The sequence below is a fragment of the Paraburkholderia dioscoreae genome, from assembly GCF_902459535.1.
In the GTDB taxonomy this organism is placed as follows: domain Bacteria; phylum Pseudomonadota; class Gammaproteobacteria; order Burkholderiales; family Burkholderiaceae; genus Paraburkholderia; species Paraburkholderia dioscoreae.
Map to the genome: position 1 here is coordinate 398,202 of NZ_LR699553.1, position 19,161 is coordinate 417,362.

Genomic DNA, 19,161 nt, shown 5'->3' on the forward strand with positions numbered 1-19,161 from the left:
TCAGGCCGCGACGCTCTTCCGATCTATACGAGTTCTACTCGCGACTATCCGCCGCACCGGTTCGGGCCAGACTACTGGCTCCCGCACCGCGCCGTCACACCGGCGTTTTCGCGACGTCCACGATCAGTTCGACCTGCCGTTCAATCGCGCTCGGCACGGGCGCTTCGCCGCGCAGTACAGCGCTGATCCAGGCGGCGGTCGTCGGCGCATCTTTGGCTTCAGGCAAGTCGACTTCCGGCGCATCGGGCGACGAGCGTTCGTGCGGCACACGCGTTTCGCAGATGCCGTCGTGCAGCCAGTCGACCTGCACCTGACGGCGCGTGTCGGCCACCGCTTCGCCTTCGGTGCCGCGCGCGAGCAGGGCGCCGCCGGCGGCCGCGTCCGGATGCGTGTTGAACAACTGCGTCAGACTGTCGCGATACGGTGGGTGCGTGTAATTCACGAGGCGCAAGCCCGCCGGCGCGAACGGTTGCAGAATTTTCACCAGTGTGTGCGTCGAATTACGCACGCCCATGCGCCGACGCAGCCCGAGAAGGCGCGCAAGCTTCGGCGCGAGCACGTCGATCGGCGCAAACGCAAGACGGCGCTCGGCGAGACCGTCCTCGATGTCGGCGTGCGATTGCGCGTGAGGAATCTGCAAATGCGTGAAGATTTCCGCGCTCGTCACGCGGCCCGGATCTTCGGTTACGCCATGCACCAGCACCGGCACGCCTTCGCGCGCCAGCAGCAGGGCGAGCAGCGGCACGAGATTCGGCTGCTTGCGCGCGCCGTTGTAGGTGGGTATCGACACGGGCCGAAACGCGCCGTGCGGCAGATGCACCGGCTCGAACGACGCATGCGCGCCGGCCAGCATTGCCGCGAGTTCGTCGGCGGTTTCGCCCTTCACGCGGTATGCGAGCAGCACCGCACCGAGTTCGAGATCGGCCACGCGGCCGTCGAGCATGGCGGTGTAGAGCGCGCGCGTATCCTCGGCGGTCAGCGCGCGGGCGCCGTTCGGGCCGCGGCCGATTTCCTTGATGAAGCGGGCGCAGGGGAAGGGATTGGCGGTGTCGGCGGAGTCGGTCATCGGGTGCAGAGGGACGTATTGGCACGCCGCCTCAGAGCGGTCAGCCACGGTATTCAAGGGACGCTATCCGGTGTGAGTATCGCATCTATAGCGATCCGGCGAGACACCGCACTCGCGGCGCCAACCTTGCCGGCCCACGTGGAACTGCCGCGCGCGGGGCTTTGCTGCGCGTTACACTCGATGTTTTATCGCCGCGCTGGCGGCACACATCAAGGAACGGAGAACGGGATGAGTTACGTATTTGCACCCGCACCGGTGGTCGCGGTGCCGGTTGTGGGGTCCAGCGAGCAGTTCGCGGTGCGTCGCATCTACTGTGTGGGCCGCAATTACGAGGCGCACGCGCGGGAGATGGGACACGATCCTGATCGCGAACCGCCGTTCTTCTTCACCAAGCCGGCTGACGCGGTGCTGTACGTCGCGCCCGGCGCCACCGGCGAGTTTCCTTATCCGCCGCAGTCGAAGAACGTCCACTTCGAGATGGAAATGGTGGCGGCGATCGGCAAGGGCGGCAAGAACATTCCGGCCGAAAGCGCGCTCGATCACGTCTACGGTTACGCGCTCGGTCTCGATATGACCCGCCGCGATCTGCAGGCTGAAGCGAAAAAGCTCGGCCGCCCGTGGGATACCGCGAAGGGCTTCGATCACTCGGCGCCGCTAGGCCCGATTCATCCGGCAGCGACGGTGGGCCATGTCGACAAGGGTGCGATCTGGTTGTCGGTGAACGGCGAGGAAAAGCAAAGCTCGGACGTGTCGCAACTGATCTGGTCGGTGGCCGAGACGGTTGCGTATCTGTCGACGCTGTTCGAACTGCAACCCGGCGATCTGATTTTCACCGGCACACCGGAGGGCGTCGGCGCGGTGGTGCCGGGCGATCTGATGAAGGGCGGCGTGGACGGGCTCGGCGAGCTCAGCGTGCGCGTCGTCTGACGGCTGGTTTGGGGGAGACAGACAACATGAAGCTCTACAGCTATTTCCGTAGCTCGGCGTCCTATCGCGTGCGCATTGCGCTGAACGTGAAGAATCTGCCGTACGACTACGTGCCGGTGCACCTCGTGCGCGACGGCGGCGAGCAGCTGAAGCCCGAATACCGCAAGGTGAATGCGGACGGCATCGTGCCGACCTTCATCGACGGCAATGAGGTGATGCCGCAGTCGCTCGCGATCATCGAATATCTGGAAGAGACGCATCCTGAGCCGCCGCTTCTGCCCAAAACGCCGGTCGATCGTGCCTATGTGCGGGCGCTGGCGTTGCAGGTGGCGTGCGAGATCCATCCGCTGAACAATCTGCGCGTGCTGAAGTATCTGAAGCACACGCTGGGCGTCGACGACTATGCCAAGGACGCGTGGTACCGGCACTGGGTGGAAGCGGGTTTCGCCACGTTGGAAGCGCATCTGGCCGGCGATTCGCGCACCGGCAAGCTGTGTTTTGGCGATGCGCCGACAATCGCCGATACCTGTCTGATTCCGCAGGTGTTCAACGCGCAGCGCTTCAAGGTCGACACGGCGAAATTTCCGACGATCCAGCGCATCTACGATCACGCAATGCAACTCGACGCGTTTGACCGCGCGGCGCCGGGAGCGCAGCCCGACGCAGAGTAAGCTGGCCTCACTTGCCAGGCAGGATGCAAAAAGGGCACTCCGCGGAGTGCCCTTTTTGCCGCCTGAACCGCAAACGCCGTGGCGTTCAACCGCCCAGTAATGCGTCGGAAAACTCTTCCGCGCTGAACGGCTGCAAGTCCTCGACCTTTTCGCCGACGCCGATGAAGTACACCGGGATCGGACGCTGCCGTGCGATCGCGGCCAGAATGCCGCCTTTCGCCGTGCCGTCGAGCTTGGTCACGATCAGGCCGGTGAGGCCGAGCGCGTCGTCGAAAGCCTTTACTTGCGCGAGCGCGTTCTGGCCGGTGTTGGCGTCGATCACCAGCAGCACCTCGTGCGGCGCGCCTTCTTGCGCCTTGCCGATCACGCGCTTCACCTTGCGCAGTTCTTCCATGAGATGCAGTTGGGTCGGCAGGCGGCCGGCCGTATCCGCCATCATCACGTCGATTTTGCGGGCCCGTGCGGCGCCGACCGCGTCGAAGATCACCGCCGCCGGGTCGCCGCTTTCCTGCGACACCACGGTCACGTTGTTGCGCTGGCCCCAGATGGCCAGTTGCTCGCGCGCGGCGGCGCGGAACGTGTCGCCCGCGGCCAGCAGTACCGACTGATCGAAGCTTTGCAGATGCTTGGCGAGCTTGCCGATACTGGTGGTTTTGCCCGCGCCGTTGACGCCGGCGATCATCATCACGAGCGGCTGGGCGCGGCCCAGCATCAGCGATTTTTCCAGTGGCCTGAGCAGGTCGACGAGCAGTGTGCGCAACGCCGCTTTGACCTGTTGCGGATCGGTGAGGCGCTCGGCGCGCACTTTTTCGCGCAGCGCTTCGAGCAGGTATTCGGTGGCGTCGACCCCCGCGTCCGACATGAGCAGTGCAGTTTCGAGTTCTTCGTACAGGTCTTCGTCGATCTTCGCACCGACAAAGATGCCGGTCAGGCTCGAACTCGTCTTCGACAAGCCGGTTTTCAGGCGCGTCAGCCACGAGCGCTTTGCGCCCACGTCCGGCCGCGGCGGCGGAACGATTTCGACGGTCTCGGGCGCGGATTCTTCCGGCTCGGGCTCGATTGCGGACGGAGCGGGTGTTTCGACGCGAGCCGGAGCAGCCGCGGGGCGCGGGGTGGCCGGCGCGACAGGCGCAGGCGCCTGCACGGCGGCTCCGGGCGTCGAGCCTTCTGGCGCGGTTTGCGACTCTTCGGGCGCGTTATCGGACTCTTTCGAACCCTTGAATCGTTTGAAAAAGCTGAACATGATCTGGCGTGGTGAGAGCGCGCGCCGATGCGCGCAGCCGGCACAAGACCGGCGGGAGCGGCAGGCAGCGTTGCGATGCGGGATGCAAGGCGCTGGAAGCCGCACATTTTATCAGGCGCGCCGCTGCCCGTCGTATCGGCCGAACGGCCAGGCTGGACGCGCGGCGTCGCTGTGGTAACGTTGGCGCTCCGGCCCTCACGTATCGACGTCGCGGGCGCTTTCAAAACGTAATCGAAACTGCATGCCCCGTTCCGCACCTTCGCGCGCCCAAGGCGCTTCATCCAAAGGCGGCAAGCCGCACGCCATCCGCATCATAGGCGGCGACTGGAAACGCACGCCGTTGCCCGTGCTCGATCTCGACGGTTTGCGCCCCACGCCCGATCGCGTCCGCGAGACGCTGTTCAACTGGCTCGGCCAGAATCTGGCGGGCCAGCGCTGTCTCGATCTGTTCGCCGGCAGCGGCGCGCTGGGCTTCGAGGCGGCGTCGCGCGGCGCGGCCCGGGTATTGATGGTGGAGCGCAATGCGCGGGCCGTCGGCCAGTTGCGCGCCAACCAGGAACGCCTGTCGGCGCGCACGATCGAAATTGCTGAAGCCGACGGTTTGCGCCTTGCCGCGAGTCTCGCGCCCGGATCGTTCGACGTGGTGTTTCTCGACCCGCCGTTCGGCGCGGATCTGCTCGGCAAAGCGCTTGCGCTGGCAGTGCCGCTAGTGAGCGCTGACGGATTTCTGTATGTGGAAGCAGGCGAGGCGCTCGAACTCGAGGACAACGAGACGCTCGCCGGCTGGGAAATCGTGCGGCAAGGTAAAGCGGGCGCTGTCCACTTTCATTTGCTGCAGCGCGAAAATAAGGAATAATGCGCGTTCCAAAACAAGCGCCGGGCGGTGTGCCGTCACGCGCGCGGTCGGTGCCAAATGCGTCGCGTGGACGCTTTGACGTGCCCTTTGTCTGAAGAGAGGAGAAATCTCATGGTAGTCGCCGTGTACCCGGGCACGTTCGATCCGCTGACACGCGGTCACGAAGACCTCGTTCGGCGCGCGTCGAGCATTTTCGACACGCTGGTGGTGGGCGTTGCCGACAGCCGCAACAAGAAACCGTTTTTCACGCTGGAAGAGCGCCTCGACATCGCTCATGAAGTACTTGGGCACTATCCGAACGTTCAGGTCATGAGTTTCAAGGGGCTGCTGAAGGATTTCGTACGCAGCAATAACGCGCGGGTGATCGTGCGTGGCCTGCGGGCCGTGTCGGACTTCGAATATGAGTTCCAGATGGCCGGCATGAATCGCTATTTGCTGCCCGACGTCGAAACCATGTTCATGACGCCGTCCGATCAATACCAGTTCATTTCGGGCACGATCGTGCGCGAAATTGCGCAGCTAGGCGGCGACGTCAGCAAGTTCGTGTTCCCGTCGGTCGAGCAATGGCTGAAGGAGAAGGTTGCCGCGCTGGATCCGGCCAACGGTGCTTCGGCGGCGCAACCGTAACCGGCGTAAACTGTCGGTTTGACGGATCAAAGCCGGCTGCGGCCGGCGTGAAGTGAGAGAAGTATGGCCTTGATGATTACCGACGAGTGCATCAATTGCGACGTCTGCGAGCCCGAGTGCCCGAACAACGCGATTTCGATGGGCCCGGAAATCTATGTGATCGACCCGAAGAAGTGTACCGAGTGTGTCGGGCATTTCGACGAACCGCAGTGTATTCAGGTGTGCCCGGTCGAGTGTATTCCGCGCGATCCGGAGCATCTGGAGACACCCGGTGAGTTGATGGCGAAGTACCACGCGCTACAGGCTGCGAAGGGCGAGTGAGGTGCGAAGTCTGGAAAAACGGCGAGACCTTTTGGCCTCGCCGTTTTTTTGCCGCAACGTTTCTGCGCTGCGCTGTTCGTCGTGTTAACCGACGTACGCGCTGAAGATGTCCCGCAGCGCGTCCAGAAGAATGTCGCATTCGGCGTCGGTGCCCACTGAGATCCGCAAATGCTGGTCGATTCGCGGAGCCTTGAAATGGCGCACGAAAATTTCCTTGTCCCTCAACCGCAATGCGAGCGTTGCGGCGTCGTAACCTTCGTGGCGTGCGAACAGCAGATTGGCCGCCGACGGCAGCACCTCGAAGCCCAGCGCCGTCAGTCCCGCGGCCAGTCGTTCACGGCTTGCAACGACCTTGGCGCAGGTGTCGCGAAACCATGTGTCGTCTTCGTACGCCGCCGCGGCGGCGGCCTGCGCGAGGCGGTCCAACGGATAGGAGTTGAAACTGTCCTTCACGCGGTTCAGTGCGCCGATCAGATCCGGATTGCCAAACGCGAAGCCGACGCGCATTCCCGCTAGCGAACGCGACTTCGACACGGTCTGAACGACCAGTAGATTCGGATAGCGATCGATCAAACCGATGGCCGACTGGGCACCGAAATCCACGTACGCTTCGTCGATCACCACCACGGACTCGGGACTGCTCGCCACCAGTCGCTCGATATCGGCAAGCGGCAGCGGACGGCCGGTCGGCGCATTCGGATTCGGGAACAGGATGCCGCCGTTCGGCGACATGTAATCGTCGACGTTGATCGCGAAGCTATCGTCGAGCGGGATGGTCCGGTAGTCGACTTCGAAAAGCCGCGCATACGTCGGATAGAAGCTATAGGTAACGTCCGGAAACAGCAAAGGTTTGTCGTGCTTGAGTAGTGCCTGGAACGTGAGCGCGAGCACTTCATCCGAGCCGTTGCCCGCAAAGACCTGCTCGGCGCGGATGCCGTGGTACGCGGCAACTGTTTCGCGGAGCTTCTGCGCCGTAGGATCGGGGTAGCGGCGCAGCGATTCGGCTGCGTCGCCCAATTCCTGCCGGATCGCTTCGAGCACACGGGGCGACGGCGGATACGGATTCTCGTTGGTATTCAGTTTCACCGGATGCGCAACCACGGGCTGCTCGCCAGGCACATATGGCGTCAGACGGTGAACGATGTCACTCCAATAGCGGCTCAAGCGATTCTCCCCATGCAAGAAAGTTACGGTCGATGGCGGCACAGCAACCCGGTTCCCGCAGCGGGGCGGTCTACGGATTGCGGTGCAGTTGCATCATCGCCCGTTCGAGCTCGCCTTTGATGACTTGCGGCATCACGGCGAGTGCACGTTCGATCGAGGCATCGATCACGTCTTGCTCTTCCCGTCGCGGCGGTTTCAGCACGTAGTTGGCGACGTCCGGCTTGGCGCCGGCGCGCGCGCTCTCGGGAATCAGGTCACGCGGATGGCCGATGCCGATCCGCAACCGCCAGTATTGCTGTGACGACAGATGCGCGGTGATGTCCTTGAGCCCATTGTGGCCGCCGCTGCCACCGCCCAGCTTCAGCTTGACGCTGCCGGGCGGCATGTCGAGTTCGTCGTGCGCGACCAGAATTTCGTCGGGGAGAATCTTGAAGAACTGTGCAACCGCTACGACCGACTGGCCCGAGCGGTTCATGTACGTTTGCGGTTCCAGCAAGTGCACCTCCTCGCCGTGAAGCCGTGCCTTGGCGTAGAAACCGTGGAAACGCCGCTCGTCGCGCAGCGTTGTGCCGGCTTCGCGCGCCAGTTGATCGACCAGCCAGAAGCCGGCGTTGTGGCGCGTCGCGGTGTATTCGGCGCCCGGATTGCCGAGGCCAACGATCAGCTTGATCATGATTGCGTAGGTCCATCTGGCCCGGAAGCGGAACGCGGCCGAGCCGAAAAAAACCAAAAAAAACCCGCCGGGGCGAACCGCGGCGGGTCACATCGACCGTTTCATGGAAACGGATCGAGAGGATACTTGCTCAGTGCCTCGTGGCGCTCAAGCAGCCGGCGTTTCGCCTTCAGCAGCAGCGGCCTCGCCTTCGGCGATCGCACCAGCCGGGATCGTTGCAGCTGCGATCACCGGGTTTTCTGCTTCGACGTGAGCGACCAGCGTCACACCTGCCGGCAGCTTGATGTCCTTGGCGTGAACCGAGTGACCCGCTTCGATGGTCGCCAGATCGACTTCGAGGAATTCCGGCAGTGCCGACGGCAGGCACTCGATTTCGATTTCGTTGATGACGTGCGAGATCACTGCGCTCGCCAGCTTCACTGCCGGGTTCGATTCCTGGTTCAGGAAGTGCAGCGGCACCTTGGTGTGCAGCTTCTTCTTCGCGTCGACACGTTGGAAGTCCACGTGCAGCACGAGCTGACGGAACGGGTGGTATTGCACGTCGCGCAGCAGAACCTGTTGCGACTTGCCTGCCACTTCCAATTCGAGGATCGACGAATGGAAAACTTCTTTCTTCAGCGCGTGCCACAGCGCGTTGTGGTCCAGTTCGACCAATTGCGTTTCAGCACCCGCGCCATATACGATGCCCGGGGTCTTGCCCGAGTTACGCAGGCGGCGGCTCGCACCCGTACCTTGCAAAGAACGCTCGAAAGCGACTACTTTCATGTTGAATCTCCATTGCACTGCCCGCGACCAGGCAGTAAAAACGGGGCCTCCAAGCCAGATGGCTGAGGCCCCAGAGCTGCGGCACGAACCTTCGTTCGTTCATGCCGATTGTGCAAAAGCGCAGTGTGCCGCCTGAAGCGGCGCGCGCCTTCGCAAATACTTAACTTTCAGCGAACAGCGACATCACCGAATCGCCGCGGCGAATCCGCGAGAACGTTTCGGCTAGCAGACCGGCGCTCGTCAACGAACGGATCTTCGCGCACGAGCGGGCTTCTTCGCCGAGCGGGATCGTGTCCGTGACAACGAGTTCGTCGAGTGCGGAAGCCGCGATACGCTCGCCTGCGCCGCCCGACAGAACCGGGTGAGTGGCGTAAGCGAACACCTGCTTCGCGCCGCGTTCCTTCAGAACCTGAGCTGCCTTGCAGAGCGTGCCGGCGGTATCGACCATGTCGTCCATGATCACGCAGGTACGGCCTTCGACTTCACCGATGATGTTCATCACTTCGGCAACGTTGGCCTTCGGGCGGCGTTTGTCGATGATCGCGAGATCGCAATTCAGCTGCTTGGCCAACGCCCGGGCACGCACCACGCCGCCGACGTCCGGCGAAACGACCAGCAGGTTCTCGTAGTTCTGCTTGCGCAGATCGCCGAGCAGCACGGGCGTAGCATAGATGTTGTCGACCGGAATGTCGAAGAAGCCTTGAATCTGGTCGGCGTGCAGATCCATCGTGATGATCCGCTCGACGCCGGCGATTTCCAGCATGTTCGCCACGATCTTCGCCGAGATGGCGACGCGCGCGGAACGCGGGCGGCGATCTTGACGGGCATAACCGAAGTAGGGGATGGCTGCGGTGATCCGGCCGGCGGATGCGCGCTTGAGCGCATCGACCATGATCATCAGTTCCATCAGATTGTCGTTCGCCGGTGCGCACGTGGACTGCAGGACGAAGACATCCTTGCCACGCACGTTTTCCTGAATCTCGACCTGGATTTCACCGTCCGAGAAACGGCTAACCATTGCTTTGCCGAGGGGAATACCGAGGATTTTGACGACTTCCTGTGCAAGCGCGGGATTTGCGTTGCCAGTAAAAACCATCAGGCCGTCATGGCTGCTCATCGTGCACCTACTTCAGGCTGGGGGCGAGGGGAAATGCGAGAAATTTTGGCAGGGGAGAAAGGATTCGAACCTTTGCATGCCGGAATCAAAATCCGGTGCCTTAACCAGCTTGGCGACTCCCCTACACTAACTCTGAGCTCCGCCGAACGTGGAGTTTCGTTCGACGATGCAAAACTTACGACGCGAAAGTAAAGAGTGGATGCTGATCGAGACTTGGGGCCGCTGCGCTGTTCCATTCGGCTGGCAGTTTGGCTTGCACCGCTTCTGCTTCAGCTTTACTACGGAACGCTGCAAAGACACTTGCACCTGATCCAGACATCCGCGCTGGCGCGACATTTTCAAACCATCGCAGCACTTGCGCTACTTCCGCGTACTTTCCTACGACAACCTGCTGCATGTCGTTCCGGCCGAAACTTTCTGGCCATTCAGTGTTGCAGCTAAGTTCTGCAGGAAAGTCCGTAATTGTGAGGGGTTTTGAATCTCTTGTCAACGCTTTTTCAGAGAAAATCGCTGCAGTCGGAACATGAACCCTCGGCGTCACTACCAGGAAATGGCGCGGCGGCAATTGTACAGCGTCTAAAGCCTCTCCGACACCCTGGGCGAACGCATTTTTTCCAAACACAAAAAACGGTACATCCGCACCGAGTTTCAACGCCAGCGCCTGCAATTCGAGGCGAGGCAGGTCGAGCTTCCACAGACGGTTCAGCGCGAGCAGTGTCGTCGCTGCGTCGGAGCTGCCGCCGCCGAGACCGGCGCCCATCGGCAGGCGTTTGTCGATTTCGATATCGACGCCTTCCGGCGAGCCCGTATGCGTTTTGAGCAGCGTCGCGGCGCGCACGGTCAGGTCGTGTTCCGGCGGCACGTCGGCGATCTCGGTGCGGCGCGTGATGAGCCCGTCGTCGCGCCGCGTGAAGTGCAGCGTGTCGCCCCAGTCGAGCAGCTGGAACACCGTTTGCAGCGTGTGATAGCCATCCGGCCGGCGGCCGGTGATGTGCAGGAAGAGGTTGAGTTTCGCGGGCGCGAGGCAATCGCGCAGCGAATCGGTCGTTTCAATCATGAGTCGGGGCTACATGCGCCAGGTGGCGCTGAAGAAGCGGCAAGGTCGCGCGAAAAGGTGCGTGAAGCGGCGCGGGTTACTGATGATCCAGGACGAGCTTGATGTCGAGCGGCGGCTCAGAGCGCGTCAGGTTGACGCGCTTCACGCCGGTGGCCGGTGCCTCGGCATACGCCAGGTAGTCGATCGTCCAGCCGTCTTGCGTGATCTCTTTCAGCCGCGACGGTTGGTCGGGATCCTTCTCGGTCCTGGCGCGCGAAGTGGGTGCCGGCGACGGTTGCAGCCAATAGCGCAGCCCCTCGACCGGCAGTGCGAAGCCGAGCGCATTCTGCATCAGTGTGGAGACGTTATCCGCTGTGAGCGGCTGGCGATTCGGCAACTCCAGCGTGGCCGAAGCCGGCGACGACGTCACCACCGCCAGCGTCTGGCCGAGCGGATTGCGCAACTCCAAGGTCACTGTGTCACCGGTTTCCTGCCAGCTGAAATTGCCGTAGGCGTTGCGCTGCTGGCCGTTCTGATCGTCGTACTGGACCGCGAAACGGCCTTGGTAAGAACGGCTCGTCTGCGCGGTGACGGAGGTTGCGGCATTCGACGTGGACGGCCCCTGCGGTTTCACCGACGCACAACCGGCCAATGCGACAACCACCGCCGCTGCGAATCCGAGCGCCGCGCCACGCGGCGCCCGGGGAAAGGAAATCAGACGGGAAAGACGCATCAAAGATCGTTCACCTGAAGACGTTGGAGCGTTTTGACCAGCGTATCGTTGTCCGGTTCGAGCTTGCGCGCATCGCGGAACGCGGCGCGGGCCTGATCCTGATTGCCCGTTTTCCACAATACCTCGCCGAGGTGCGCGCCGATTTCGGCGTTCGGCTGCATGTCGTAGGCTCTGCGCAGCAGCTTGATCGCATCCGACGTATCGCCCATCCGGTATTTGACCCAGCCGACGCTGTCCATGATGAACGCGTCGTTCGGTGCCAACGAGGATGCCTTCTCGACCAGCTTGTCCGCCTCGGCGAGGCGCTGATTGCGATCGGCCAGCGAGTAGCCGAGCGCGTTATACGCTTGCGGATTGTCGGGCTGCGTCTGGATCAGCTTGCGCAACTGCGCTTCCATCACGTCGTAATGGCCGGTTTTTTCGGCGGACATTGCGTAGTCGTAGGTCAGATCGGGGTCGTCGGGGAACTGCGCCGTGGCTTGCTGCAGGCGCGTTTCGGCCTCGGGGTAACGCCTGGCGTCGAACAGGATCGCCGCGTCCGTGCGCGCGATCAGCGCCTGGTCGCGCGGGTCCGGCGCCGACAGATTGGCGAGCAGCTTGCGCGCGTCGTCGGCCTTGCCCTGCTTGGCGAGCAGTTGCGCGCGCGTGATCTGCGCGGGCACATATTGCTGGCTCGACGGCGAGATTTTGTTCAGCCAGTCGCTCGCGGCCGCGTCGTTCTTCTGTTCGAGCGACAGTTGTGCAAGGTAGATATACGCCTGACCGGGATCCGCGCCCGGCGTTTTTTCGGCTTGCTGTGCGTACTGGGTCAGGTACGTTTGCGCTTCGTTGAAATTCTTCTGCTGGATCTTGATCAGCGCCAGCGCCATGAGCGGCGTGAGATCGTTCGCGTTGTTCCTGTGCATGATCTCGAACTGCTTCTGCGCGTCGTCCAGACGGTCGCTCGCAAGATACATCTGGGCGAGCGCGAGACGGGCGTCATGCGATTTCGGATTCTGCTGCACGTACTTTTCGAGCGAGGCGATGCCTTCCTTGCGCTCTTCCGGGCCCATTTGCGACAGCATCAGCGCGGCCGGCAAATAGTCGGGCTTGAGCGCGAGCGCCTGTTCGAGCGACTTGCGCGCACCCGGCGCGTCGTCCGATACGAGCTGCTGGCGTGCAAGTGCCAGTTGCGCTTCCGGCCGGTTCATGTCGTTCTTGAGCAGATCCTGCAGCACGTGCAGGCCGCCGATCCGGTTTGGGCCGCGCGAGAGCAGCAACTGGAGCGCCAGAATCGCGCTGCCGCGATTGTCGGCGGGCACCCGTGCGAGTTCGCGGGCGAGGATCTGCTCCGCGTCGTCAGGCCGGCCGGACAGCACGAGCAGCGACGCGTCGAGTTGCGCGGCGCGTTCCGAGTTCGGTGCATACTGCTGCCACAATTGCGCGGCGGCCAATGCGTCAGACGGGCTCTGCGCGGCCAGCGCGATTTCGGTGGCGCGTTGCGCCATGCGCGGATCGTGCGTGTCGCGTGCAAGGGCGAGGTAGGTCTGATAGGCCGGCGCCGGCTGGTCGCGCTGCAGTGCGACTTCGGCGGCGAGCACCTGGAATACGATCTGGCTCGTCAGCGGCACACCGGGCAGCGACTTCTGATCTTCCGCCGAGGCCGGGCCGAGCGGGTCCGGCAGGGTGACGGAGGTGTCATCCGAGTCCGGCGATGAATCCTGCGCGTGCGCGGGAACGGCAGCCAGCGCCCAGACGGCGAGTGCCGCCGCGCCGAGCATCCGGCGAGCGGACACGGCGTGCGGTACGCGGAATGCGCTAGCCGGGCGCTTCAAAAACAGCTTCACGAAGGACAAGTTCATGGAAATCCGTTCAATGTTTCGGACGATTGTAACGCGCTCGCTACAATACGCGCACAACCACTCACGCAAGTTGCAGACCAGTTAGACATGCCAGAGTTGCCAGAAGTTGAGGTTACCCGACGGGGAATCGAACCGTATGTGTCCGGGCGCAAGGTTGAACGCGTCGATGTGCGTACGCCCGCGCTGCGCTGGCCGATTCCGGCGGATCTTGCGAAAACCTTGCGCGGCCGCGTGGTGCGCAAGGTCGAGCGGCGCGGCAAGTACCTGTTGTTCGAGATCGACGCGGGCTGGTTCATTGTGCATCTTGGCATGACTGGGACGCTGCGGGTGCTGCGCCATGTACCGCATCCGCCGGCCGCGGCGAAACACGATCACGTCGACTGGATCTTCGACGAGTTCATTTTGCGCTATCGCGATCCGCGGCGCTTCGGCGCAGTGCTGTGGCACCCGCGCGAAGCGGGCGACGTGCTCGAGCATCCGCTGCTCGCGGGCCTCGGCGTCGAACCGTTTTCGCCTGCGTTCTCCGGCGCGCTGATGCACCGGCTCACGCGCGGGCGCAAGGTGTCGGTGAAGCAGGCGCTGCTGGCCGGGGAAATCGTCGTGGGCGTGGGCAATATCTATGCATCGGAAAGCCTCTTTCGCGCCGGCATCCGGCCGACTACCGCGGCAGGGCGCGTTTCGCTCGTGCGCTATGATCTGCTGGCGGACGCCGTGCGCGTGACGCTCGCCGCCGCGATCGAGAAGGGCGGCAGCACGCTGCGCGATTTCGTCGGCAGCAATGGCGAGAGCGGCTACTTCCAGCTCGACTATTTCGTCTATGATCGCGCGGGGCTGCCGTGCCGCGTGTGCGGAACGCCGATCAAACAGATCGTACAGGGGCAGCGTTCAACGTATTTCTGTCCTACCTGCCAGCGCTAAACCGTCAATGCCTTCTCGCTTAACTCCGCGTTCAACCTCGTCCGGCCCACCTGCGGCGGCTGCTTTTCCGGCCATGCCCGATTTTTCCTCGCGTCTGATCGCATGGCAGCGTCAGCATGGCCGCCATGATTTGCCGTGGCAGAACACGCGGGATCCGTACCGCATCTGGCTGTCGGAAATCATGCTGCAGCAGACCCAGGTGTCGACGGTCATTCCCTACTATGCGAAGTTCCTCGCGCGTTTCCCGACCGTCGCCGCGCTCGCCGCCGCGCCGTCTGACGACGTGATGGCGTTGTGGGCCGGCCTTGGCTACTACACGCGCGCGCGCAATCTGCATCGCTGCGCGCAAGTCGTGGTCGAGCAGCATGGCGGCGCGTTTCCGGCATCGGTCGAGGAACTGGCCGAGCTGCCGGGCATCGGTCGTTCGACGGCGGCGGCGATTGCATCGTTCGCATTCGGCGCACGCGCGACGATTCTCGACGGCAATGTAAAGCGCGTGCTGGCGCGCGTGTTCGGCGTCGAAGGTTTCCCCGGCGAAAAGAAAGTCGAAAACGCAATGTGGACGCTGGCGGAGTCGCTGCTTCCGTCGAATGCATCGGATGCCGAAGTCAGCGCGTACACGCAAGGCTTGATGGACCTCGGCGCGACCCTCTGCGTGCGCGGCAAGCCCGACTGCCTGCGTTGCCCGTTCGCCGTCGACTGCGTTGCGAACGTGACGGGACGTCAGCGCCTGCTGCCCACGGCACGTCCGAAAAAGACCGTGCCGACGCGCCGAACATGGATGCTGGTGCTGCGTGACGGCAACGCGGTGATGCTTGAGAAGCGGCCGCCGTCGGGTATCTGGGGCGGCTTGTGGAGCCTGCCCGAAGCCGCCGACGAAACCTCGCTCGCCGAGCGTGCGCGCGCTTTCGGCGGCGACGGTGCGGTCTCGCCACTCGCGCCGCTCACGCATGTGTTCACGCATTTCAAACTGGATATCGAGCCGCGGCTCGCGGAACTGGATCGCGGCGTGGGCGCGCTGGGTGCGTTAGGCGATGCGGACACGGCGTGGGTCGCGCTGAGCGATCTCGATTCGTTCGGTGTGCCCGCGCCGGTGCGCAAACTGCTGGACAGTTTGCAGGGTTCGCTGATCTGAGCAATCCGGCCGGATTGCGGCCGCCGTCAGAGCAATTGATGTTGCTGCATGTAGTGGTGAACGACATCGATCCGCGCGCCGGCGTCCTGCAACTCCATCAACTTCTGGCGAGCGCGCAGCGCAATCGGCAGCACTTCGGCGAGACGGTTCGACACCCACGAGGGATCTTCGAGCCTGAACGGTTCTGCAAACGGCAGACTTTCCGGATCACGTTCGCGGATCGTTGCGATGATCCGTTCGAGCACTTCCGCGCATGCGCCGAATCTGGCCAACTGCTCGTTGCCTTCGAGCGGTCTGTCTTCGCCGAGCGGTTCCGCCATGCCGACCAGCAAGCCGCTCGATTCGACACGGTGCGAAAGCAGGCGAAATCGCCGCGTGCCGCGTGCGCGAATCAGCAGCATGCCGAACGCTTCGACATCGCACTCCTCGATTTCGGCGAGGCAGCCGATTGCTTCGGGCACCGAAGGCTCTTCTTCGCGCGCCACTTCCGCGCCGCTTTTCAGCAGACACACGCCGAACGGAGTTTTTTCACGCAGACAGTCGCGCGCCATGTCGAGGTAGCGCGCTTCGAAAATCTTCAGCGGCAGCAGTCCGCCGGGAAACAGCACCGTATGCAGCGGAAACAGCGGCACATCGGCAAGCACAGTAGAAGAAGACATGGCGCAACGCTTCGAGTTGAGGCCGCGCGGTGCGGCCGGTTAAGCCACTAACTTCGATGATTCGCCGGCTTCGACCGGCGCATCGCGGTGTCGCACAATGACATTCGCCGACGCCGCGAGACGCGCGGCGAGCGTCTCCGCAATGAATACCGAGCGGTGCTGGCCGCCCGTGCAACCGATCGCGACGGTGAGATAGCTGCGGTTGTCTTCGCGGAAATGCGGAAGCCATTTGGCGAGAAATTTCTCGATGTCGTCGATCATTTCATGCACCACCGGCAGCGCATCGAGAAAATCTATCACCGGTTTGTCGAGGCCCGTGAGCGGCCGCAACTCATGATCGTAGTACGGGTTCGGCAAGGTGCGCACGTCGAAGACGAAATCCGCGTCGAGCGGCACGCCGCGCTTGAAGCCGAACGACTCGAACATCAGCACGAGCCCGGAATCCTTCTGCTCGATGAAGCGTTTGACCCAGGCGCGCAGCACGTTCGCGCGCAGATTGCTGGTGTCGATCTGATGGCCGAATTCGGCCAGCCCCGCCACGAGTTCGCGTTCGCGTTCGATCGCCTCGGCAAGCGAGTTGAGCAACCCGACATCCGCGTCGTGCGAGGTGGAACCGGACAGCGGATGGCGGCGGCGTGTTTCGGAAAAGCGTTGAATCAGCGACTGTGTGCTCGCGTTCAGGAACAGCACCCGCACGTCGTGAGCACGCGACAGGTCGCGAATCATGGCAGGCATTTCGTCGAGCGAGGCGCTCGAGCGCGCGTCGATCGCGACGGCAAGGCGATCTTGCCCGTCCTCGGCGAGATAGGAAGCCAGCTGCGGCAGGAAACGCGGCGGCAGGTTGTCGACGCAGTAGTAGCCTGCGTCTTCAAGCGCGTTCAGGGCAACTGATTTGCCGGAGCCGGATATACCGGTGATCAGGATTATGCGCATGGAGTCGTCGAAACCGTAGATTTCATCATAGCATCTGGTCCCCATGCGCGTACCCGCACCCGCCGCTGGCCGCAGTCACGGCATGGTCTTATCGACTCAGATCAGTTTGCCCGGAAACTGGCTGTCGGGGTCTTGCATCGCGAGGCGCTGGCGATCCATGAAGTCGCGCAGCGTGTCGATGCCGCGCAGTTGCAGGATCGTATTGCGCACGGCGGCTTCGACCAGCACGGCGAGGTTTCGGCCGGCAGCCACCTGAATCGTGACTTTGCTGATGGGCAAGCCGAGCACGTCCACAGTCTGGCTCTCCAGCGGCAGCCGCTGGAATTCGCCATCGGGACGGCGGACCAGTTGCACGATCAGCTTGAGCTTCATTTTCCGGCGTACCGCGGTTTCGCCGAAAATCGTCTTGATGTCCAGCAGGCCGAGGCCGCGCACTTCCAGCAGGTTTTGCAGCAGCGGCGGGCAACGCCCTTCGACGAAGTCGGGACCGAGGCGCACGAAGTCCACTGCGTCGTCGGCCACGAGACCGTGGCCGCGGCTGATCAGCTCCAGCCCGAGTTCGCTCTTGCCGAGGCCCGAGTCCCCGGTGAGCAGCACGCCCATGCCGAGGATGTCGAGAAACACGCCGTGCAACGTGGCGCGCGGCGCGAGAATGCGCGACATGTAGAGGCGCAGGCTGTCGATCACCGCGGCGGCGGACATCGGCGTGGTGAATAGCGGCGTGGACGAGCGCGTGCAGCGCAGCACCAGCTCCGGCGGCGCGGCAACGCCGCCCGCCACCACCAGAAACGGCGGTTCCAACGCGATCAGCTCGGCCATGTGGCGCGAGCGGTCTTCGTCGGTTTGGCGCTTGTAGTAGTCGATTTCGGCGTCGCCGAGCACCTGGATCCGGTTCGGGTGGATCAGGTTCAGGTGGCCGACGAGGTCGGCGCTCGACGTGGCATTGGCGACCGATTCCGAGGAAAAGCCGCGCTCCCAGCCTTCATGCCCCGTCAACCAGCTGAGCTTCAGCGTGGCGGCGTTATCGTCGAAAATGCTCTGGGCGTTGATGCTGGACGTATCCATGAGTCAGTGACTCCAGTGTGGGCCGCTTGCCGGGCAACATGACGGCCGCGCTAGCGCGGGCCGTTTGCGTTGCCGGACTGTATCCGCATGCGGGTTGATGACCGGGCGGATAACCGGCGTGCGGATAACCGCCGATGCATCAAGGTTGCCACTGAGTGAGCAGGCGATGCAACGTTTCGCGGTCCTGTTCCGTGTGCAGGCGCTCGCGGGTTTCGCGATCGGACAGCAACTGGGCGATTTCCGAAAGGATTTCGAGGTGTTGCTGAGTGGCCTGTTCAGGCACGAGCAGGAAGATGAGCAGCGAGACCGGCTGACCGTCGGGCGATTCGAAGGGAATGGGTTCGGCAAGGCGGACGAATGCGGCGAGCGGCTGCTTCAAGCCTTTGATCCGGCCATGCGGAATCGCCACGCCTTCGCCAAGGCCCGTCGATCCGAGGCGCTCACGCGCGAACAGATTGTCAGTGACCGTGCTACGGGCGATGCCGTTCTGGTTCTCGAAGATCAGGCCCGCTTGCTCGAACACGCGTTTCTTGCTGGTGACCGATAGACCGACGACGACGTTCTCGAGGGGAAGAAATTTGGCTAAACGATTCATGTTGACAGGCGAAAACGTGGCCTGGGTTCTCCTCGCAGGGGCATTTGAGTGGCGTTCCATTCGTTTGATGCTCACGACGGCGAGCGTGTAAGTCCAAAAACACAGGACTCCGGCCGACCGATTTTCCGCTTGAGCTAACTTTGACCCCGATGGTAACCGGAACATTATAGAACAGGGCAGCCACGGATGGTGCGACGCGCCATCAATGCGCAGTGAGTTCGTTCAGGCATGGGCATATGCTGCGCCGCCGTGGGGGCAACGGCGCCCGGAAACAAAAAACCGCCCGGTTTCGGGCGGTTTCGCTGGCTAAGGGAAAACGAAGATCTGCGGAAGAGAACCTTCTGATTTCCCTTATTGCGGCGGCACGTCGAGTTGCGGCGCCGGTTGATACTTGATCGCCTCATGCGCATGGCCTTGCAGGCGATCCTTGTGGCGAATGACTTGCCGGTCGAGCTTGTCGATCATCAGATCGATCGCAGCGTACAGGTCGCTGTCACAGCTCTCGACAAAGAGATCCTTGCCCTTGAGATGCAGGTTGATTTCAACCTTTTGACGCTTTTCCTTTTCCTTGTGGTTGTTGTCGACCGAGAGGACCACACTGCCGTCGATGACCTGATCGAAATGTCTTAGCACCCTATCCAGTTTGGTGATCACGTATTCGCGCAACGCAGGCGTTACTTCGAGGTGGTGTCCACTGATCTGCAGATTCATAGTGCTTCTCCAAGCTAATGGCCGCTTGTTCCGCACGATGACGAAGGTCCGGTCGATCTGTCGGCTTGCCTGAGTCGCCCCCCGGTGACTGACTTCTGGCAGGTC

At 62.8% G+C, this 19,161-nt stretch carries 21 protein-coding genes and 1 tRNA gene; 7 read left to right on the plus strand and 15 right to left on the minus strand.

Going from position 1 to position 19,161, the window contains the following annotated elements:
• Positions 1–94 precede the first annotated feature (94 nt).
• The gene (gene ybiB / locus PDMSB3_RS01885) at positions 95–1,066 is read right to left on the minus strand and encodes a DNA-binding protein YbiB (RefSeq protein WP_165184383.1); all 972 of its coding nucleotides are present in this window, start codon (positions 1,064–1,066) and stop codon (positions 95–97) included.
• Positions 1,067–1,294: 228 nt separating this feature from the next.
• On the opposite strand from ybiB, the gene PDMSB3_RS01890 reads away from it, so the two are divergent.
• Both PDMSB3_RS01890 and maiA read left to right on the plus strand, forming a co-directional pair.
• Positions 1,295–1,993: a fumarylacetoacetate hydrolase family protein gene (locus tag PDMSB3_RS01890; protein ID WP_007179428.1), complete on the plus strand. Its 699-nt coding sequence runs from the start codon at positions 1,295–1,297 to the stop codon at positions 1,991–1,993.
• A 26-nt stretch (positions 1,994–2,019) separates the two neighbouring features.
• Complete coding sequence (gene maiA, locus PDMSB3_RS01895) at positions 2,020–2,664, plus strand: maleylacetoacetate isomerase (RefSeq protein WP_007179427.1); 645 nt, start codon at positions 2,020–2,022, stop codon at positions 2,662–2,664.
• A gap of 85 nt (positions 2,665–2,749) precedes the next feature.
• Here maiA and ftsY read toward each other — a convergent pair whose 3' ends face one another.
• Positions 2,750–3,907 (minus strand): signal recognition particle-docking protein FtsY, encoded by a 1,158-nt coding sequence (ftsY, locus tag PDMSB3_RS01900; RefSeq protein WP_165184386.1) that lies wholly within the window; start codon positions 3,905–3,907, stop codon positions 2,750–2,752.
• 241 nt (positions 3,908–4,148) lie between these two features.
• On the opposite strand from ftsY, the gene rsmD reads away from it, so the two are divergent.
• The 3 genes from rsmD to PDMSB3_RS01915 all read left to right on the plus strand — a co-directional run bounded on the left by rsmD (position 4,149) and on the right by PDMSB3_RS01915 (position 5,711).
• Complete coding sequence (gene rsmD / locus PDMSB3_RS01905) at positions 4,149–4,763, plus strand: 16S rRNA (guanine(966)-N(2))-methyltransferase RsmD (RefSeq protein WP_007179425.1); 615 nt, start codon at positions 4,149–4,151, stop codon at positions 4,761–4,763.
• 111 nt (positions 4,764–4,874) lie between these two features.
• Positions 4,875–5,390: a pantetheine-phosphate adenylyltransferase gene (coaD, locus tag PDMSB3_RS01910; RefSeq protein ID WP_007179424.1), complete on the plus strand. Its 516-nt coding sequence runs from the start codon at positions 4,875–4,877 to the stop codon at positions 5,388–5,390.
• Positions 5,391–5,453: 63 nt separating this feature from the next.
• On the plus strand, positions 5,454–5,711 hold the full coding sequence (locus PDMSB3_RS01915; RefSeq protein WP_007179423.1) for a YfhL family 4Fe-4S dicluster ferredoxin: 258 nt from the start codon (positions 5,454–5,456) through the stop codon (positions 5,709–5,711).
• An 84-nt stretch (positions 5,712–5,795) separates the two neighbouring features.
• Here PDMSB3_RS01915 and hisC read toward each other — a convergent pair whose 3' ends face one another.
• The 8 genes from hisC to PDMSB3_RS01955 form a co-directional block, all read right to left on the minus strand.
• Entirely contained in the window at positions 5,796–6,875 is a 1,080-nt protein-coding gene (hisC, locus tag PDMSB3_RS01920; RefSeq protein ID WP_007179422.1) for a histidinol-phosphate transaminase, read from the minus strand.
• 70 nt (positions 6,876–6,945) lie between these two features.
• Positions 6,946–7,548 carry an aminoacyl-tRNA hydrolase gene (gene pth, locus PDMSB3_RS01925; protein WP_007179421.1) on the minus strand — a complete coding sequence of 201 codons (603 nt, stop codon included), beginning with the start codon at positions 7,546–7,548 and terminating at the stop codon, positions 6,946–6,948.
• 147 nt (positions 7,549–7,695) lie between these two features.
• Positions 7,696–8,313, minus strand: coding sequence for a 50S ribosomal protein L25/general stress protein Ctc (locus PDMSB3_RS01930; protein WP_007179420.1), 618 nt, complete (start codon positions 8,311–8,313; stop codon positions 7,696–7,698).
• A 160-nt stretch (positions 8,314–8,473) separates the two neighbouring features.
• Positions 8,474–9,430 carry a ribose-phosphate pyrophosphokinase gene (locus tag PDMSB3_RS01935; protein ID WP_006048037.1) on the minus strand — a complete coding sequence of 319 codons (957 nt, stop codon included), beginning with the start codon at positions 9,428–9,430 and terminating at the stop codon, positions 8,474–8,476.
• 46 nt (positions 9,431–9,476) lie between these two features.
• Positions 9,477–9,553 (minus strand) — tRNA-Gln (locus PDMSB3_RS01940).
• A gap of 52 nt (positions 9,554–9,605) precedes the next feature.
• Positions 9,606–10,487: a 4-(cytidine 5'-diphospho)-2-C-methyl-D-erythritol kinase gene (ispE, locus tag PDMSB3_RS01945; protein WP_007179419.1), complete on the minus strand. Its 882-nt coding sequence runs from the start codon at positions 10,485–10,487 to the stop codon at positions 9,606–9,608.
• Positions 10,488–10,563: 76 nt separating this feature from the next.
• Positions 10,564–11,199 (minus strand): lipoprotein insertase outer membrane protein LolB, encoded by a 636-nt coding sequence (gene lolB / locus PDMSB3_RS01950; protein WP_007179418.1) that lies wholly within the window; start codon positions 11,197–11,199, stop codon positions 10,564–10,566.
• Positions 11,199–13,040 (minus strand): tetratricopeptide repeat protein, encoded by a 1,842-nt coding sequence (locus PDMSB3_RS01955; protein ID WP_007179417.1) that lies wholly within the window; start codon positions 13,038–13,040, stop codon positions 11,199–11,201. The genes lolB and PDMSB3_RS01955 overlap by 1 nt, the downstream gene beginning before the upstream one ends.
• Positions 13,041–13,127: 87 nt before the next feature.
• On the opposite strand from PDMSB3_RS01955, the gene mutM reads away from it, so the two are divergent.
• Complete coding sequence (mutM, locus tag PDMSB3_RS01960) at positions 13,128–13,958, plus strand: bifunctional DNA-formamidopyrimidine glycosylase/DNA-(apurinic or apyrimidinic site) lyase (protein ID WP_007179416.1); 831 nt, start codon at positions 13,128–13,130, stop codon at positions 13,956–13,958.
• Between the two features lie 7 nt (positions 13,959–13,965).
• The gene (mutY, locus tag PDMSB3_RS01965) at positions 13,966–15,093 is read left to right on the plus strand and encodes an A/G-specific adenine glycosylase (protein ID WP_007179415.1); all 1,128 of its coding nucleotides are present in this window, start codon (positions 13,966–13,968) and stop codon (positions 15,091–15,093) included.
• A gap of 26 nt (positions 15,094–15,119) precedes the next feature.
• Here the strand turns inward: mutY and PDMSB3_RS01970 are convergent, their stop codons facing one another.
• The 5 genes from PDMSB3_RS01970 to hpf all read right to left on the minus strand — a co-directional run bounded on the left by PDMSB3_RS01970 (position 15,120) and on the right by hpf (position 19,056).
• Positions 15,120–15,752 (minus strand): LON peptidase substrate-binding domain-containing protein, encoded by a 633-nt coding sequence (locus PDMSB3_RS01970; protein WP_007179414.1) that lies wholly within the window; start codon positions 15,750–15,752, stop codon positions 15,120–15,122.
• 39 nt (positions 15,753–15,791) lie between these two features.
• Positions 15,792–16,685 (minus strand): RNase adapter RapZ, encoded by an 894-nt coding sequence (gene rapZ / locus PDMSB3_RS01975; RefSeq protein ID WP_035517717.1) that lies wholly within the window; start codon positions 16,683–16,685, stop codon positions 15,792–15,794.
• A 96-nt stretch (positions 16,686–16,781) separates the two neighbouring features.
• Complete coding sequence (gene hprK / locus PDMSB3_RS01980; protein ID WP_007179412.1) at positions 16,782–17,750, minus strand: HPr(Ser) kinase/phosphatase; 969 nt, start codon at positions 17,748–17,750, stop codon at positions 16,782–16,784.
• 139 nt (positions 17,751–17,889) lie between these two features.
• On the minus strand, positions 17,890–18,405 hold the full coding sequence (ptsN, locus tag PDMSB3_RS01985; protein WP_007179411.1) for a PTS IIA-like nitrogen regulatory protein PtsN: 516 nt from the start codon (positions 18,403–18,405) through the stop codon (positions 17,890–17,892).
• 291 nt (positions 18,406–18,696) lie between these two features.
• Positions 18,697–19,056: a ribosome hibernation-promoting factor, HPF/YfiA family gene (hpf, locus tag PDMSB3_RS01990; protein WP_007179410.1), complete on the minus strand. Its 360-nt coding sequence runs from the start codon at positions 19,054–19,056 to the stop codon at positions 18,697–18,699.
• Between the last annotated feature and the right edge of the window lie 105 nt (positions 19,057–19,161).

Bases quoted from the DNA above. Each gene is read 5' to 3' on its own strand.
- PDMSB3_RS01955 (WP_007179417.1), bottom strand. From the start codon at position 13,040: ATGAACTTGTCCTTCGTGAAGCTGTTTTTGAAGCGCCCGGCTAGCGCA.
- PDMSB3_RS01930 (WP_007179420.1), bottom strand. From the start codon at position 8,313: ATGAAAGTAGTCGCTTTCGAGCGTTCTTTGCAAGGTACGGGTGCGAGC.
- ispE (WP_007179419.1), bottom strand. From the start codon at position 10,487: ATGATTGAAACGACCGATTCGCTGCGCGATTGCCTCGCGCCCGCGAAA.
- rsmD (WP_007179425.1), top strand. From the start codon at position 4,149: ATGCCCCGTTCCGCACCTTCGCGCGCCCAAGGCGCTTCATCCAAAGGC.
- lolB (WP_007179418.1), bottom strand. From the start codon at position 11,199: ATGCGTCTTTCCCGTCTGATTTCCTTTCCCCGGGCGCCGCGTGGCGCG.
- maiA (WP_007179427.1), top strand. From the start codon at position 2,020: ATGAAGCTCTACAGCTATTTCCGTAGCTCGGCGTCCTATCGCGTGCGC.
- PDMSB3_RS01915 (WP_007179423.1), top strand. From the start codon at position 5,454: ATGGCCTTGATGATTACCGACGAGTGCATCAATTGCGACGTCTGCGAG.
- coaD (WP_007179424.1), top strand. From the start codon at position 4,875: ATGGTAGTCGCCGTGTACCCGGGCACGTTCGATCCGCTGACACGCGGT.
- PDMSB3_RS01935 (WP_006048037.1), bottom strand. From the start codon at position 9,430: ATGAGCAGCCATGACGGCCTGATGGTTTTTACTGGCAACGCAAATCCC.
- ftsY (WP_165184386.1), bottom strand. From the start codon at position 3,907: ATGTTCAGCTTTTTCAAACGATTCAAGGGTTCGAAAGAGTCCGATAAC.
- mutY (WP_007179415.1), top strand. From the start codon at position 13,966: ATGCCTTCTCGCTTAACTCCGCGTTCAACCTCGTCCGGCCCACCTGCG.
- PDMSB3_RS01890 (WP_007179428.1), top strand. From the start codon at position 1,295: ATGAGTTACGTATTTGCACCCGCACCGGTGGTCGCGGTGCCGGTTGTG.
- ptsN (WP_007179411.1), bottom strand. From the start codon at position 18,405: ATGGAACGCCACTCAAATGCCCCTGCGAGGAGAACCCAGGCCACGTTT.
- PDMSB3_RS01970 (WP_007179414.1), bottom strand. From the start codon at position 15,752: ATGTCTTCTTCTACTGTGCTTGCCGATGTGCCGCTGTTTCCGCTGCAT.
- hpf (WP_007179410.1), bottom strand. From the start codon at position 19,056: ATGAATCTGCAGATCAGTGGACACCACCTCGAAGTAACGCCTGCGTTG.
- hprK (WP_007179412.1), bottom strand. From the start codon at position 17,750: ATGGATACGTCCAGCATCAACGCCCAGAGCATTTTCGACGATAACGCC.
- ybiB (WP_165184383.1), bottom strand. From the start codon at position 1,066: ATGACCGACTCCGCCGACACCGCCAATCCCTTCCCCTGCGCCCGCTTC.
- rapZ (WP_035517717.1), bottom strand. From the start codon at position 16,685: ATGCGCATAATCCTGATCACCGGTATATCCGGCTCCGGCAAATCAGTT.
- mutM (WP_007179416.1), top strand. From the start codon at position 13,128: ATGCCAGAGTTGCCAGAAGTTGAGGTTACCCGACGGGGAATCGAACCG.
- pth (WP_007179421.1), bottom strand. From the start codon at position 7,548: ATGATCAAGCTGATCGTTGGCCTCGGCAATCCGGGCGCCGAATACACC.